Below are 15,588 nucleotides of genomic sequence, written 5' to 3'. Positions count from 1 at the left end.
AAGGGCCCGCGAGCGCGCGGAGCGGATCAGGCCGTGATGCCGGCCGCGCGCAGGCGACGGGCCACCGTCTCCCAGTCCGGGGCGACCGGCTCGGTGCGGCGGGTGCCGACGCCCAGGTCCTTGAAGCCGCTGGAGGTCGACACGCAGACCACCGGACCCTCGGAGAGGTCCGGCTCACCGAGGCTGCGCAGCCCGGCCAGGCCGGCCGCCGAGGACAGCTCCGCCCAGAGCCCGGCCCGGGCCAGCTCCCGCTGGGCGTCGGCGAGTTGGCCGTCGCTCAGGGTCAGCGCCCGGCCGCCGCTCTCCCGGACCGCGAGCACACCCCGGTAGCCGCTGACCGGCGAGGTGATCGAGTACGCGTCGCTCGGGCGGACCGTCACGTGGGCGGCCGGCAGGCCCTCGGCGATCGCCCGGGCGAGCGGCCCGGAGGCGGCCGTCTCGCAGGAGTGGATGCGCGGGACGCGGTCGGTCAGGCCCAGCCGGCGCAGCTCGGTGAAGCCCTTCCAGACACCGAACAGCAGCTCGCCGTAGCCGGTCGGGACGAACACCGCGCTCGGCAGGCCGACGTCCTGGAAGATCTCGTACGCGACGGTCTTGTAGCCCTCGGGGCCGTACGCGTGACCGGTGTGGGTGGGAGTCAGGTTGCTCACCGGGTGCAGGCCCAGCCGGTCGACCGCCAGGCGCAGCAGCGGCCAGCGGTCCTCCCACGGCACCGGGAGCACCACCGCGCCGTAGGCGTTGAGGAAGGCGTCGACGTTCGGCGGCAGGTCCGGGCCGGTGAACACCACGCAGCGCAGTCCGGCGCGGGCGGCGTAGGCGGCGGCCGACGCGCCGTGGTTGCCCGAGGAGGCGACCGCGAGGCCCGGCGCGCCGACGCCCACGGCCGCGCTGGTGGTGCAGCGGTTCAGCCGGTCCTTATGGCTCCAGGTCGGGTTGCGGGACTCGTCCTTGACGTACACCCCGGGCTCGATCTCCACCGTCGCGGTGGCGCCCTCGCCCAGACCCGGTGCGAGCAGCGGCGGCAGCAGCGGGGCCCAGCGCTCCAGGCCGCCGCGCACCGGGGCGGGGGCGAACAGGCCCGCCGGGTCCGCCTCGTCGTAGGCGTAGTCGACCTCGACCGGGTAGGAGACATCCCCGGTGCCGGTGCCGGTGCGCGGGCACCCGGCGGTGAGCGGGGGCCAGAGCGGGTAGTCGAGGGCGGGGTCGCCGAGGGAGCGTTGGCCGGTCGCGAGGGAGTCTTCTGCGGGCATGGCAGGAGACTAGCCGCGCGGCCGCCGTGCGGTCCGGCGCCTGCCGGGGCCGGCGACGGGAACCCGGCAGGGGGGCCGGGCCGGTCGGGGCGGGCCTGTTCAGCCGCCCTGGCGGATCGCGGAGATGTCGAACTCCAGGACGACCTTGTCGCCGACCAGGACGCCGCCGCCCTCCAGCGCCGCGTTCCAGGTGACGCCGTACTCCTTGCGGCTGATGGTGACCGAGCCCTCCAGGCCCAACCGCAGGTTGCCGTACGGGTCGACGGCGTTGCCGGTGTACTCGAAGTCGATGGTGACCGGGCGGGTGGTGTCCTTGATGGTGAGGTCGCCGGTGACCCGGTAGTCGGTCTCGGAGCGCACCTCGACCGCGGTGGAGCGGAAGGTGATGTCGGGGAAGTTCGGCGCGTCCAGGAAGTCGTTGGTCCGCAGGTGCTGGTCGCGCTGCTCCACGCCGGTGTCGATGCTCTGGGCCTTGATCACCACCTGGCCGGAGGAGCGCGACGGGTCGCCGCCGTCCAGGTGGGCGCTGCCCTCGAACTCGTGGAACGCGCCGCGGACCTTGGTCACCATGGCGTGACGGGCGACGAAGCCGATCCGGGTGTGGGCGGGATCGAGGACGTAGTCGCCGGTGAGCTCGGAGAGTTTGGCGGTCATGGTCGGCATGCCTCCTGGTGCGGGCCCGGGTCTGGGCCCGGGGGTGGTCGGGCGGTCCCCGGACCACGCTAGGGGCAGTCGTCCCGGGCCGCGCGTCGGGCTGGGCCCGAGCGGGGGGCCTAGGCGGGGTTCGGGGTGGGAAGGCTCGCGGGGTACGTCGGAGGACGGAAGGACCGGGAGGCCGGATTGGACAGCGGGATAGGCGCGATGGTCGAGGCGGTCGGCGAGGCGCGGCGGCAGCTGCGGGAGAACGCGCTGCCGAAGGCGCGGGACAGCAGCCGGGAGAGGGTGCCGGAGAAGGAGGAGGCCGAGCTGCTGAAGGCTCTCGCCGGGCTGATGGAGGTCTTCGTCGAGCTGGCCGCCGCTGCCTCGGACCGGATGACCACCATCGACAGCGGCACGGCCTACCACCAGGTGGCCAAGCGGCTGCGGGACCAGCCCCGCTACCTGCGGGAGGACGCGGCGAAGGTCGCGAAGCGGGTGGGCGGAGCGGAGTGACCGGCAGCCGGTGCCCCTGGCCGGGGCACCGGCTGCTTCGGCCAGCGGTGGCTTCGGTCACCGGCGGCTTCGGTCAGCGGTGGCTCGGGAACTGCACCACCTGCTGGTAGGTCGGGCGGTTCTGCCAGGTGGTCTTGGCGTCCGTCACGCCGCCCAGCGGGCGCTGGATGATCGTGTCGGCGCACCACTGGTCGCCGGCCGCGCAGTCCGCGTCGCCCGGGTAGACCTGGGCCGAGGTCCGGGTGGCGGCCTGCTTCAGGGTGTTCAGCAGGACGGTCCGGCAGGCCGCGAGGTCGCCCCCGCCGCAGAACGGGCGGGCGAGCGGGCCGGCCACCTGGTCGCCGAGGACGGCGCGCAGGTCCTTGTCCAGGTAGCTCCACCAGCCGTACTGGAAGGCCGAACCCTTGTGCGGGATGGCCTCGTTGGCGCTCACCGGGCCGCCGGCGGGGCCGGTCTGCCCGCCCGAGGGGGACTCGTTGATCTGGAGGGCGCCGGTCAGCGCGCCGAACAGCGGGTCACCGAGGCCCGGCCGCATGACGCCGTCGGCGACCAGCGGCCACCAGGCGTCCATCACCCGGATCGCGGTGGCGTCCACGTAGCCGTGGCTGCCCGGTGAAGTCTCCTTCCGCTGGGCTCCGTTGGCGAGCCAGGCCTCCAGCTGCTGCAGGGCGGTGAGGGCGGTCTGGTCGGTGACGGGGGCGCTGCGCAGCACGCGGATCAGGTCGGGCAGCACGTCCTCGGTCCGCAGGTCGGCCAGGGCGGCGCTCTCCATGGCCTGGGTGAGCGAGACCCGGCTCGCCTTGCCGCCGTTCCTGAGCAGGGACTTGACCCGGTCGTCCAGCAGGTTGCCGCGGTGCACCGAGCCGTTGCCGAAGCCGGCCGAGGTGAAGCCGTCGGCCTGCTTGTTGTTCCAGGAGATGTAGTAGTCCTGGTTGACGGACTGCGGGTGCTCGGCCGCCGGGGTGTACCGGGCGGTGTTGGCGACGGGGTCGAAGTCGGCCCACTCGTAGGCGGGTTGGGCCTGGACGGGCAGCCCGGGATCCACCCCGGGGGCGCGGACCGGGTTGCTGCCGGAGTTGTAGTAGGCGATGTCGCGCGAGTCGGCGTAGAACCAGTTGAAGGTGTAGTTGATGTCCTGCGCGGCCTGCTGGAATCCCGCCGCGTCGCGCACCGCGCCCGGGTCGTTCAACTCCTGGAAGCCGATGATGGAGTCGGCCTCGTGCCGGTAGGTGGAGCGCAGCGAGGTGAAGGCGACGGGGGCGCCGCCGACGGTGCCCCGGGCGCTCACCAGGCCGTACCTGGAGCGGTACATCACCAGGGTGTAGGAGCCCGCCGGGGTGGAGTCCGCGGTGGTCGGGTTCCAGGCGTTCTTGCGTTCCAACCGGTCGAAGGGCAGGCACTGGCCGTGCCAGAGGTAGGAGTTGGCGGCGGTGGTGACCGGCGAGCCGTCGGTGGTGCAGAGCGGGACGGCGTAGGTGTCGGTGATGTCCTGGCCGGCGGAGGTCGCGCTCCAGGCGTAGTCCTGGCCGCGGCCGAGCTGCACGTAGAAGCTCAGGCCGGCGAAGGCGGCGCCGCGCGCGCTGATCCCGGGGCCCTGGATCTCCTCCAGCATCAGCAGCTGCGGGGCGAAGTAGCCGGTCTGCGGGCCGAACACGGCCACCGGGTGGCCGTCGTCGGTGCGCGCGCCGGAGACCAGCAGGGCGTTGGACATGCCGTGCTTGGCGGTCAGCAGGTTTCCGGGCAGGAGGCCGTTCGCCGTGGTGGTCGCCGAGTCGGCCGATCCGGTGGCGTCGTAGACGACCCGCTCGGGCACCACCGAGCCGGGGTCCGGCAGCGCCGCGCCCTGCGGCTGGTCCGGGACGGTCGCGTACGGGAAGCTCTGCCCGTCGTGCAGGGTCTGGACGGCCTCCGGGTCGTCCGCCTCGCGCAGCGACTTCCAGAGCGCGTCCCCGGCGTCCTTGCCGTACCGGGCCTCGGCGGCCGACTTGACCTGGGCGGAGGCCAGTTCGCCTCCTCCGCCGGAGCCGAACAGCGCGCCGACCACGGAGGCCAGGGCGACCAGGTCGGTCAGCTTGAACGGCTCGATGGAGCCGGCGTTGGTGATCGGGTCGATGTGGCCGGTGAGGTCGTACTCCCCGGGGAAGGTGCGGGCGTTGTAGGACTCCTTGGCGTACTGGTTGATGCCGTCGAGGTAGGCGTTGGCGTCGGCGAGTGCCTGGGTGGCCCGGCCGCCGCGGGCGGCGATGGCGTCGATCTGCTGCTGGAGCTCCGCCTCGGTGTACGGCGCGGCCTGCCAGAAGGTCTGCTCCAGCTGGCGGTTGGCGGCGGCGCCGCCCGCGAAGCCGGACAGCTGGCCGCGGCCGACGTGCCGGAAGAGGTCCATCACCCAGAGCCGGTCCTGGGCGGCGGCGTAGCCCGCGCCGAACTCGGTGCCGTAGCGGGTGGTGCCGGTGATGTGCGGGACGCCGGTGGCCTTGTCGCGCACGATGGTGACGTCGGGGCGCGGGCTGGTGCTGCTGGCGACCTGGTCGGCGGGGACGCCGAAGGAGGCGTCGTTGAAGAAGTCGCGCAGCTTGGCCTCGGTGAGCCCGGGGTAGCCGGAGGCGAGGGCGGCGTAGGGGCCGAGCTGGTCGTCGGTGTGGGCGGGGCGGGTGCCGAAGGCCCGGTTGAGCAGGATGTCGGCGAGGGTGGCGTTGCCGTTCTCGCCGGGCGGCAGGATGTCGGAGCAGCGGCCGGCGCAGTAGTCGTTGGCGGCGGCCGTCGTCGCGGGGGTGGGTGCGGCGTTGGCGGTGGGGGTGGTGGTGAGGGCGGCGGTGACGAGCAGGGCCGAGGCGAGGGCGGCGGCCGGGAGTCGGAGGGAGCGGGGGCGGGGGCGTTGGCGTTGGCGTGAACGCAAGGCGGACTCCTCCGTCGAAGTCTCACGGAAGAGTCGACGGTAGGGGCGCTACTGGCCGGTTGGCTAGTGGCGTGCATGCCATTTTCCGTGCGGGGGAGCGGAGTTGGGGGCAGGGGGGTCCGCGGGTCGCCTGGTGCGGGGCGGCGCCGCGCCTGCCGGGCTCAGTCCGGAGGTGCGGCGCCGGGTCGGTGGGGCCGTCGGGTTGGTGGGCCGTTGGGCTGGTGGGCCGTCGGGTTGGTGGGGCCGTCGGGTCAGGGCTTGAGCACCAGGCGGATCGGGTTGCCCTCCTTGCGCTCCAGCGCCTCGACCGCGCGGGCCGCCTCGGCCAGCGGGAAGGTGCCGCTCACCGAGCGGGAGAAGTCGAGCCGGCCGCCGCGGACCAGGTTGACCAGGTCGACGACGTCCTGGCCCTCGGAGCCGTAGTGGCCGCGGATCTGCTGGCGCAGGTAGCTCAGCAGGGTGCCGTTGGTGACGGTCAGCGGCTTGTCGGTGAGGCCGACCAGCACCAGGCGGCCGTGCTCGCCGAGGGTGGCCATGGCCTGCTCGCGCACCGGGGCGACTCCCGCGAAGTCGAAGGCGACGGACAGCGGGCGGCCGCCGGTGGCCTCGCGCAGCCGCTCGGCGAACGCCGGATCGGTCGGGTCGAGGGCGGCGTCGGCGCCGAAGGCCAGCGCGCGTTCGCGGGCGGCCGGCAGCGGGTCGACGGCGACGATCGGGAAGGCGCCGACGGTCCGCAGCAGCTGGACGCCGTGGGCGCCGAGGCCGCCGACGCCCCAGACGCCGACCGCCTCGGCCGGACGCACGGCGCCGGTGGTGGTGATGGCCGCCCACGGGGTGGAGACCGCATCGGGGATGAAGCAGGCCTGCTCGAAGGGGAGCGCGTCCGGGATGGGCACCAGGGTGGTGGCGGTGGCGAGCGCGTACTCGGCCCAGCCGCCGTCGTAGTCCACGCCGCGGGTGTGCACGACGCCGCCGCGGGTCTCGCCGGCCTGGAGCAGCACCCGGTCACCGACGGCCGCGGTGGTCACGCCCTCGCCGAGGGTGTGCACGGTGCCCGCGACCTCGTGGCCGAGGGTGACCTTGTCGCCCTTGAGGAAGAGCGGCTTGAGCATGCCCTCGATCAGGTGGACGTCGGAGAGGCAGACCCCGGCGGCCTCCACCTTGATCAGCACCTCGCCCGGACCGGGCACCGGGACGGGGACCTCCTCCACGGCGAAGGCGCCCTTCGCGACGTCGAGCCGGCCGGCGAGCATCGTGGCGGTCATCGGGACTTCCCTTCTCGCGGGGGCGGCGGGTCAGGGGGTGCCCGCCGCTCCGGAAGTTACTTGTTATTCAACAAGCAAGTTCACCGTAGCATGGTGTTATGTCTACGCACGATGAGGGCCGAACCGGCGGACCCGGGACGCTCCGGGAGGCACCGGCGCGCCGCACCCAGGCCGAACGGCGGGCCCGGGCGGAGTCCGCGCTGATCGCCGCCGCCGCCCGGCTGATCGCCGAGCACGGCAGCACCGGGGTCACCCTCGCCCGGGTGGGGGAGGAGGCGGGCTTCAGCCGGGGCCTGGCCACCCACTACTTCGGTTCCAAGGCCGCGCTGCTGGCCCGGCTCCAGGAGGCGGCGCTGGCCGAGGCGATGGCGGCGGCCGCGCCGGAGCGCAGCGGGGCGGGGGCGGTGGACGAGCTGTGCGGGTTCGCGCGCGGCTGCCTGGAGGGCGTGCGCAACCCGACCGATCTGGGGCGGGCCTTCGTGGTGCTCGGAGCGGAGGCACTCGCCGGGGCCTCGGAGCTGACCGCCGCGGTGGCGGAGCTGGACGCCCGGACCCGGGAGTGGGCGGCCGAGGTGGTCGGGCAGGGGCAGCGGGAGGGCGAGCTGCGCCCCGGCGTGGATCCGGGGGCCTTCGCGCTGGCTTTCGTGGGGCTGATCAAGGGGCTGGTGGTGCAGGCCGCGGCCGCGCCGGCGGCCTTCGACGTGGGCGTGGCGGTCGCGGAGTCGGAGCGGTGGATCCGGCTCGTGCTCACGGCGGGTTGAGAGCACGGCCGGGCCCAGGGCCCCGGGCCCCCAGCTCCCGGGCCGCGCCTGGCCCCTCGGGGCCGAGGTCAGGTACGGCGGGGCCGAGGTCAGGCCCGACGGGCGGCCGAACCTCCGCGGGCGGGCGGCGTGATGCGGACCCGCTGGGTGGGGGGTGCCTTCTCCAGGTCGTCCAACTGGGCGAGGACGGTGGCGCGCAGGTCGTCGTCGTCCTCGAAGTGGTGGTCGTTGAAGAGGGTGTAGCCGGACCACATCAGGTTGGCGCAGACCCGGGGAGGGACCTTGCCCGTCGCGGCGCCCAGGCCGACCAGGGCGACGGACCGGACGGAGCCCGGCCGTAGCCGGTTCTGGCGGTGGACGGCCTGGAACGCGGCGGCGCAGGCCAGGGCCACGTTCAAGGTCTCGCTGACGTTCTGCGAGGAGGTCCGCATGGTCGGGGCCGCTATCAGGAACGCGGGGTTGACGGCGCCGGAGGGCACGCAGACCGCGCTGCCGACCGGGAGGCTGCCGGCGTGCTGCTCGCGGATCGCCTTCTGGACCCGCAGCTGGATGCCCGCGCCCAGGTGGCGCTTGATCGCCGCGTCCGTGCCGCCGTCCATCCGGCCGCGGGAGTTGGTGGGGCTGACCCAGGCGTCGACCTTCGCGGTGAGGAGGGAGGCGTGCCGGATCTCGATCCCGGGGACGTCGGCGAAGGCCGCGCGCCAGGACTCCACGACCGTCGCGTTGAGGTCGGTCAGCACCACCTTGAGCGGCGACGGGGTGCGGTCCGTGGTCATGCTGGGCTCCTGTCGGTCGGGTGTGGGGGACGGCTGTGCGGCCGGGTTGCGGCGGGGTGTGCGACCGGGCGGCGGACCGGCGGTCGGGCGGGCCCGGTCGGCCGGTTCCTCGGCGACACCGACGAAGCTAGCGCCCGGCACTGACAATCCGTCCGGGAGCGTCCGCCCTGGTCGGCGGAGTGCGGGGGCGGCCGGGACTGTCAGACCCGGCTGGTAGGACTGTGGTGTCCGCCAGGAAAGCTGACGGGCCGTCACCTGCCGTCCGTCTGCCACGCGTACGGTCCCGACCAGCCGGAGTCGCACCACCATGAGCGCCGTCGACACCCCCGCCACCCAGCCCGATCCGAACGACCCGCTCGCCCTCGCGGAGCTCTTCACGGGCGGCGGCGAGCCGTGGCTGCCGCTGCTGAAGCCGGTCATCGAGGCGCAGCCCGGTGCGGCCTCCTTCATCGGCCCCGGCCGCGGCCCGGAGGTCGTCCCGGTCCGCGAGCTGACCTTCCAGGCGCTCAAGCCGCACGCGCCGCACGAGTGGAAGGTCGTCGTCTTCGGCCAGAACCCGTACCCGAGGCCGGAGAGCGCCACCGGCATCGCGATGTTCGACAACACCTTCCACGACTGGAAGGACAGCCAGTTCGGCCGGGTGATCAGCATCCGCTGCCTGATCAAGGCCGCGGCGATGTGGAAGTACGGCATCCCCAAGAAGACGCCGATCGCCGACATACGGGCGCTGCTGAAGGAGCAGGAGACGGTCCAGCCGCCGGAGTGGTTCCAGGCGATGCTCACCCAGGGAGTGCTGTTGCTGAACGCGGCGCTCACCGCGAGCAGCGACGGTGCGATGGGGCCGGACCAGCACACCGGGTTCTGGCGGCCGGTCGCCGAGCGGATCGTGGAGGAGATCCTCCGCGCCAAGCAGCAGGCCGCCGAGGAGGACCGCTACGTCGTCTTCGCCTGGTGGGGTGCGCACGCGCGCAGCCTGAAGAACGTCGTGCTGCGGCTGCAGAAGAAGTACCCGGAGGTCGAGGTCCGCCACATCGACCACGCCAACCCGGCAGCCCAGGGCGACATCTTCTGCGACGGTGAGCACTTCGCCACGGTGAACGCCGCCCTCGCCTCGCTCGGCGCCGACGAGGTCGACTGGCTGCCCAGCGTCGGGTGGGACGCGGCCGCGGCGCAGGGCGGCGGGGCGCAGGACGGGGTCGCCGAGCGGATGGGCGCCTTCATCGCCTCCACCATGGAGCTGCACCAGCTCTACCTGGACCGACTCGCCGGGGTGAAGGACGAGGGCCTCGTCCTGCCCGCCATCACCGGCGTGTTCGACACCCCGCTGACGGGCTTCCGGGAGGCGGTGGCGCCGGTCGCCGGGTTGCTGCGTGGCCTGGACGGGCACGTGTCGCTGTCGCACGACTTCGGCAAGCGGCGGGCGGACGAGGCGGCCACCGGACTGTCCGCCGACGAGATCGCCGCGCTGCACCTGTACACCTGCGAGTCCGCGTTCTACCGGGAGATCAACGCGGTGTTGCGCTCGCCGGACCGCGACCGGCTGGTGCCGTACCTGCCGTACCTGCGGCTGCTGTTCGCGGCGGTGTCGCGGCTGCCCGCGCGCACCGCGCCGCTGTGGCGCGGGGTGTCGCTGGACCTGCGGCGGCAGTACCCGCTCGGGAAGACGGTCACGTGGTGGGGAGTGTCCTCCTGCACCTCCAAGCTCGGGGTGGCGCGGTCCTTCCTCGGCAGCCGGGGCAAGCGGACGCTCTTCGAGGTGCGCCCGGTGCGGGCCGCCGGCATCCAGAACTTCTCGGCGTTCACCGGCGAGGAGGAGTTCATCCTGCTGCCCGGCACCCAGCTGGAGGTCACGGAGGTGCGGGCCGAGCGCGGCGGTCTGTGCACCGTGACGCTGACCGAGCTGGAGGAGGCACCCCTGGTGTCCTGAGGTGCCCCTGGGCCGAACCCCGCTCTCAGTGAAGCAACCAGGTCAGTATTTTTACTGAGTTAAGTTATGCTGGACTTCGAGAGCAGGTGAGCCCGTTGTGTGGGAAGGGACGCGAACGATGACCTCGGAACCCCGGAACCTCGACGGCGAACTGGAGCGGGAGCGGGCCTACGTCGAGGTCTGCCGGGTGGCGACGGCCCGGCAGGTCGAGGACGCGAGCCACCAGGTCGTCGCCGCGGAGGACGTCTCCGGCGACGGTGCCAGCGCGGAGGCACTCGGCCGGTACCTGCGCACCCGCGCCAAGCGGATGAAGGAGCTGCCTCCGAGTCCGTCCTTCTTCGGCCGCCTCGACTTCGCCGACACGGCGGAGGCCGGGGACCACCGGCGGCAGCGCTACTACGTGGGCCGCCGGCGGATCTCCGAGGACCCGACGGTGCCGCCGCTGGTGGTCGACTGGCGGGCCCCGGTCTCCCGGACGTTCTACCAGGCGAGCGCCCACGCCCCGCTCGGGCTCGCGCGCCGCCGCCGGTTCGGCTGGGCGCCGTGGAGCCAGGGCGCGCCGGGGGAGCTGACCGGGCTGGAGGACGAGCCCCTCGGCGCGGAGAGCGGGAACGGCTCGGTGGACGGTGCGGGCAGCGGGAACGGCGGGAACGGCGCGGACAGTGGGAACGGCCCGGACGGCGGTGCGGGCGGCATCCTGGCCGCCGAGATCGAGCGGCCCCGCACCGGCCCGATGCGGGACATCGTCGCCACCATCCAGCCCGAGCAGGACGCGCTGGTGCGGGGCGAGTTGAGCGAGTCGATCTGCGTGCAGGGCGCGCCCGGCAGCGGCAAGACGGCCGTCGGGCTGCACCGCGCCGCGTACCTGCTCTACAGCTTCCCGCAGCGGATCCAGCGCAGCGGCCTGCTGGTCATCGGCCCCAACCGGACCTTCCTGCGCTACATCGCCGAGGTGCTCCCCGCGCTCGGCGAGATGGACGTCACCCAGCGCACCGTCGAGGACCTGGTCGCCACCCGGCCGGTCACCTCGGTGGACGACGAGCGGGCCGCCGCGGTCAAGCAGGACGCGCGGATGGCGACGGTGCTGCGCCGGGCGCTGTACGGCCGTATCCGGACGGAGGGTTCGGAGCCGCTGGTCGTGCCGGACGGCTCCTACCGGTGGCGGGTGTCGCCGGAGCGGCTCGACCGGACGGTCGCCGAACTGCGCGAGCAGGCGCCGCCGTACGCGATCGGCCGGGAGAGCCTGCGCACCCGGGTGGTGGCGATGCTCCAGGACCAGGCCGAGCGGCGGACCGGCGTGCGCTCCGGCGCCTGGTCGCGGAAGATCGGCCGCTGCCGGCCGGTCGCGGCCTTCCTCGAAGCCGCCTGGCCGAATCTGCGCCCGGAGACCGTGGTCGCCGCCCTGCTGAGCGACCCCGCCCTGCTGGCCGAGGCCGCCGGCGGGGTGCTCGGCCCCGAGGAACAGGCGGCGATCCTGTGGCGCCGGCCGCCGCGTTCGGAGAAGAGCGCCACGTGGTCCGAGCACGACCTGATGCTCCTGGACGAGGTCGCCGGCCTGATCGAACGCCCGGCCGGCTTCGGCCACGTGGTGGTGGACGAGGCCCAGGACCTCTCCCCGATGCAGTGCCGGGCGATCGCCCGCCGCAGCGCCTTCGGCTCCCTGACCGTCCTCGGCGACCTCGCCCAGGCGACCGCCCCGTGGGCCGCCCGCAGCTGGCCCGAACAGCTCGCCCACCTGGGCAAGCCGCAGGCCGCGGTGGTTCCGCTGACCACCGGATTCCGGGTCCCGGCCGCCGTGACGGCCCTCGCCAACACCCTGCTGGGCGCGCTGGACGTGGACGTGCCGCCGGCCGTCTCGCTGCGGCAGGACGGCGAGCTGACGGTGCGGCGGGTGGCCGGGGGTGGCCTGGGCACAGCGGCGGTCGCGGCGGTGCGGGCCGCGCTGGGGCGGGAGGGCTCGATCGCGGTGATCGCGGCGGACGGCGTGGCGACGGAGGCCGCCCAGGCGCTGCTCGCCGCGGGAATCCCGACCGGGGCGGCCGAGCAGGTCGGCACCACGGCCCGGGTGACGGTGCTGCCGGCCTCGCTGGTGAAGGGGCTGGAGTACGACCACGTGGTGGTGCTGGAGCCGGCCGCCATCGTGGAGGCCGAGGCGCGCGGTCTGCACCGGCTGTACGTGGTGGTGACCAGGGCGGTGTCCCGGCTGGACGTCCTGCACTCGCGCCCGCTGCCCGCGCCGCTGGGCGGGTGACGGCGCGACGGGGGAGCGCGGGATCGCGCCACATGCCGTGCGGGTCCGGGCTTCACCCAGACCGTCTCGCCCGACGGCCGCCACCTGGAGGCCGTCCTGGAGGGCAACCGCCGACCCGGGGCGGAGGAGTCCATGAGGATCCCGGTCGTCGCGGAGGGGGCCGGTCCGGTCGCCGGCGCGATCACCGCGCGGGTGGCCAACGCCAACGACACCATCCCCACCGGGCACGTCCGCACCCATCTGCTCGGCATCGGTCCGCTGCCTCCGCTGTTCGCCTCGACGGCGCGGATCGACTCCGTCAGCGCCACCACCGGCCCGGGCGCGGGCGGCACCCCCGTGGCCGTCACCGGTGAGAGCCTGGCCGGAGCGATGGTGCTGATCGGCGGCGTCCCGGCGCCCGGCGGGTGCACCGACACCGCCTGTGCGGTGACCACGCCCGGCGGCTCGGGCAGCGCCGCCGTCACGGTGGTCGGACCGGGCGGGACGGCCGTGGCCCCGGCGGCGTTCGACTACACCGGCGCCCCGCCCGCGCCCCCGTCGGCCCCCTCGCTCTCCGGGCTGAACGCCCCCTCGGGCCCGGTCGGCGGCGGCACCGCGGTCGTCCTGACCGGCGCCGACCTGGCCGGCGGCGCGGTCTCCTTCGGCGGCCGGCCCGCCGCCCGCCACTCCTGCGGCCCGCAGCTGTGCACCGCCACCGCCCCGGCGGCCGACCGGCCCGGCCCGGTGGACGTCACGGTGACCACGGCGGGTGGCACCAGCGGCCCGGGCCTGGTGACGTTCACCTACACGTCGTAGCGCGACCGCCTGCCGGGCGGGTGCGGCTCACCGAGCGCGGGCCGCACCCGCACCCGCACCCGTGCCGGAACCGGCACCCCCACCCGCGCCCGCGCCGGAACCGGCGCCCGCACCCGTTTCGACCGCAGGAGGCCACTACCGTCGGGATCCACCACATGCGAAACAAGTGATTTGAAAAATTCTTCAAGTTCATACATGCTGGCGAGCCGTTGGACCGGTACGAGGCGCGTCCGGGCGCCACCGGCGGACGCAGGAAGGGGCGGTCGTGACCGCGGCAATCGGCGAACGACGGCCGGCAGCCGGCCGGTCGGGGGAGGGCGCGGCATGAGTCTCGCCACCGTCGCGGGCGAACGGATACGGGCCGTCCTGCCCACCCGGGCGCTCCTCGCCACCATGGGACGCTCCCCGCGCAAGGACCTGCTCGCCGGCCTCACGGTGGCGATCGTGGCGCTGCCGCTGGCCCTCGGGTTCGGCATCTCCTCCGGGGCGGGCGCCGAGGCCGGACTGGCCACCGCCGTCGTGGCCGGGGCGCTGGCCGCCGTCTTCGGCGGCTCCAACCTCCAGGTGTCCGGGCCGACCGGTGCCATGACGGTCGTCCTCGTCCCGATCGTCGCCCGCTACGGCACCGACGGCGTGCTGACCGTCGGCCTGCTGGCCGGGGTGGTCCTGGTGGTCCTCGCCCTGGTCCGGGCCGGGCGCTGGATGGCGTACGTGCCGGTGCCCGTGGTGGAGGGCTTCACCGTCGGCATCGCCGGGGTCATCGCCCTCCAGCAGGTGCCCGGCGCGCTCGGCGTCACGAAGCCCGAGGGCGACAATCCCGCACTCGTCGCCGCCAGGGCCGCCCGCGAGTTCGCCGCCGCCCCGCACTGGGCGGCCGTCGGCGTGGCGCTCGCGGTGGCGGCCGTGATGCTGGTCGGCGTGCGGCTGCGGCCCGCGCTGCCGTTCTCGCTGTTCGCCGTCGTCGCCGTCACGGTCGTCGCCAGGCTCGCCGACCTGCCGGTGGCCACGATCGGCCACCTGCCCACCGGCCTGCCCGCCCCCTCGCTCGGTTTCCTCGACCTCTCCGCCGTCCCGGCGCTGCTGCCCTCCGCGTTCGCCGTCGCCGCGCTGGCCGCGCTGGAGTCGTTGATGTCCGCGACGGCCGCGGACGCGATGAGCGTGTCGGAACGGCACGACAGTGACCGCGAGTTGTTCGGCCAGGGCCTGGCCAACCTGGCCGCCCCGCTGTTCGGCGGCGTCGCCGCGACCGGCGCGATCGCCCGTACCGCCGTCAACGTGCGCTCGGGTGCCGCCTCCCGGCTCGCCGCCCTCGTCCACGCCGCCGTCCTCGCGGTGATCGTCTTCGCCGCCGCGCCGCTGGTCGCGGGGATCCCGCTGGCCGCGCTGGCCGGGGTGCTGATCGCCACCGCCCTCCGGATGGTCCAGGTCGGCTCGCTGCGGGCGCTGGCCCGGACCGGGCGCGGGGAGGCCGCGGTGCTGGCGCTGACCGCCGTCGCCACCCTGGCCTTCGACCTGGTCACCGCCGTGGTGGTCGGCATGCTGGTCTCCGGCGCCCTGGCGCTGGCCGCGGTCGCCCGCGCGGCCAAGGTCGAGCAGGTCCCGCTGCACGCCGACCTGCCGCCCGCCGACCACCACGAGGAGGAGCAGGCGCTGCTCGCCGAGCACATCGTCGCCTACCGGATCGACGGGCCGCTGCTGTTCGCGGCGGCGCACCGCTTCCTGCTCGAACTCACCGGGTCCGCCGAGGTCGAGGTCGCGATCCTGCGGATGTCGCGGGTCAGCGCGATCGACGCCAGCGGCGCGACCGTCCTCGGTGACGCCATCGCCGAGCTCCGGCGGCGCGGCACCCTCGTCCTGGTCTCCGGCATCCGCGACGAGCACCACCGTCCGCTGGACGCCCTCGGCGTGCTCGACCGGTTGCGCGCCGACGGCCATGTCTTCGCCACCACCCCCGAGGCCATCGCCCACGCCCGTACCCACCTGCACGACCGGCAGGCGCCCGCCGACCACGGCCTCGCACCCGCCGGAAGCGGCGGCTGACCGGTTCCGGAACCCCCGCCGACCTCCTCATTCGTCCGCAGACCGCCTTCGAACACCTGGATATCCTGAACACATGAGCGACAACCTTCCCCCGTGCCCGCAGTGCTCCAGCGAGTACACCTATGAGATGAACGCCCTCATGGTCTGCCCTGAGTGCGCCCACGAGTGGGTGCCCGGCGGCGACGGGCAGGCCGGCGCGCCGGCCGGTGAGCGCGTGATCAAGGACGCCGTCGGCAACGTGCTGAGCGACGGCGACACCGTGACGGTGGTCAAGGCGCTGAAGGTCAAGGGCAGCGTCTCCGGCATCAAGGCCGGCACCAAGGTCCGCAACATCCGCCTGGTGGACGGCGTCGACGGGCACGACATCGACTGCCGCATCGAGGGCTTCGGCGCCATGCAGCTCAAGTCCAGCGTGGTCAAGAAGGCCTGACCCCCGCAGGCCCGAACGGCCGCGCCCCGCCGAGGACATCGGCGG

At 74.4% G+C, this 15,588-nt stretch carries 12 protein-coding genes; 7 read left to right on the top strand and 5 right to left on the bottom strand.

Annotation, left to right across the window (positions count from 1 at the left end; genetic code table 11):
* Nucleotides 1-26: 26 nt before the first annotated feature.
* Complete coding sequence (locus ACFWP2_RS16610) at nucleotides 27-1,250, bottom strand: pyridoxal-phosphate dependent enzyme (RefSeq protein ID WP_380451668.1); 1,224 nt, start codon at nucleotides 1,248-1,250, stop codon at nucleotides 27-29.
* Between the two features lie 99 nt (nucleotides 1,251-1,349).
* The gene (locus ACFWP2_RS16605; RefSeq protein WP_380451719.1) at nucleotides 1,350-1,904 is read right to left on the bottom strand and encodes a YceI family protein; all 555 of its coding nucleotides are present in this window, start codon (nucleotides 1,902-1,904) and stop codon (nucleotides 1,350-1,352) included.
* Nucleotides 1,905-2,090: 186 nt separating this feature from the next.
* Here ACFWP2_RS16605 and ACFWP2_RS16600 point away from each other — a divergent pair, with 186 nt between their 5' ends.
* A complete protein-coding gene (locus tag ACFWP2_RS16600) occupies nucleotides 2,091-2,402 on the top strand; it encodes a hypothetical protein (protein ID WP_380451666.1) in 312 nt (103 codons plus the stop codon).
* A gap of 73 nt (nucleotides 2,403-2,475) precedes the next feature.
* Here ACFWP2_RS16600 and ACFWP2_RS16595 read toward each other — a convergent pair whose 3' ends face one another.
* Together ACFWP2_RS16595 and ACFWP2_RS16590 are read right to left on the bottom strand one after the other, a co-directional pair.
* Complete coding sequence (locus ACFWP2_RS16595; RefSeq protein ID WP_380451664.1) at nucleotides 2,476-5,298, bottom strand: penicillin acylase family protein; 2,823 nt, start codon at nucleotides 5,296-5,298, stop codon at nucleotides 2,476-2,478.
* Nucleotides 5,299-5,549: 251 nt separating this feature from the next.
* Nucleotides 5,550-6,563, bottom strand: a complete 1,014-nt coding sequence (locus tag ACFWP2_RS16590; RefSeq protein WP_380451662.1) for a zinc-binding dehydrogenase — start codon at nucleotides 6,561-6,563, stop codon at nucleotides 5,550-5,552.
* A 98-nt stretch (nucleotides 6,564-6,661) separates the two neighbouring features.
* Between ACFWP2_RS16590 and ACFWP2_RS16585 the strand changes: the two genes are divergently transcribed.
* Nucleotides 6,662-7,324, top strand: a complete 663-nt coding sequence (locus tag ACFWP2_RS16585) for a TetR/AcrR family transcriptional regulator (RefSeq protein WP_380451660.1) — start codon at nucleotides 6,662-6,664, stop codon at nucleotides 7,322-7,324.
* Nucleotides 7,325-7,413: 89 nt separating this feature from the next.
* Here ACFWP2_RS16585 and ACFWP2_RS16580 read toward each other — a convergent pair whose 3' ends face one another.
* Entirely contained in the window at nucleotides 7,414-8,100 is a 687-nt protein-coding gene (locus ACFWP2_RS16580) for a macro domain-containing protein (RefSeq protein WP_380451658.1), read from the bottom strand.
* 307 nt (nucleotides 8,101-8,407) lie between these two features.
* Here ACFWP2_RS16580 and ACFWP2_RS16575 point away from each other — a divergent pair, with 307 nt between their 5' ends.
* The 5 genes from ACFWP2_RS16575 (at nucleotide 8,408) to ACFWP2_RS16555 (ending at nucleotide 15,543) form a co-directional block, all read left to right on the top strand.
* Entirely contained in the window at nucleotides 8,408-10,027 is a 1,620-nt protein-coding gene (locus ACFWP2_RS16575; protein WP_380451656.1) for an ADP-ribosyltransferase domain-containing protein, read from the top strand.
* 118 nt (nucleotides 10,028-10,145) lie between these two features.
* Nucleotides 10,146-12,278 carry a HelD family protein gene (locus ACFWP2_RS16570; RefSeq protein ID WP_380451654.1) on the top strand — a complete coding sequence of 711 codons (2,133 nt, stop codon included), beginning with the start codon at nucleotides 10,146-10,148 and terminating at the stop codon, nucleotides 12,276-12,278.
* 132 nt (nucleotides 12,279-12,410) lie between these two features.
* Nucleotides 12,411-13,073, top strand: coding sequence for an IPT/TIG domain-containing protein (locus ACFWP2_RS16565; RefSeq protein WP_380451652.1), 663 nt, complete (start codon nucleotides 12,411-12,413; stop codon nucleotides 13,071-13,073).
* A 324-nt stretch (nucleotides 13,074-13,397) separates the two neighbouring features.
* Nucleotides 13,398-15,113: a SulP family inorganic anion transporter gene (locus ACFWP2_RS16560; RefSeq protein ID WP_380451650.1), complete on the top strand. Its 1,716-nt coding sequence runs from the start codon at nucleotides 13,398-13,400 to the stop codon at nucleotides 15,111-15,113.
* A gap of 73 nt (nucleotides 15,114-15,186) precedes the next feature.
* Complete coding sequence (locus ACFWP2_RS16555; protein ID WP_380451648.1) at nucleotides 15,187-15,543, top strand: zinc ribbon domain-containing protein YjdM; 357 nt, start codon at nucleotides 15,187-15,189, stop codon at nucleotides 15,541-15,543.
* Nucleotides 15,544-15,588 lie beyond the last annotated feature (45 nt).

Source organism: Kitasatospora sp. NPDC058444 (assembly GCF_042721415.1).
Classification (GTDB): domain Bacteria; phylum Actinomycetota; class Actinomycetes; order Streptomycetales; family Streptomycetaceae; genus Kitasatospora.
The sequence above is the reverse complement of the archived record's forward strand: the minus strand, read 5'-3'. Positions and strand labels throughout refer to the sequence as shown.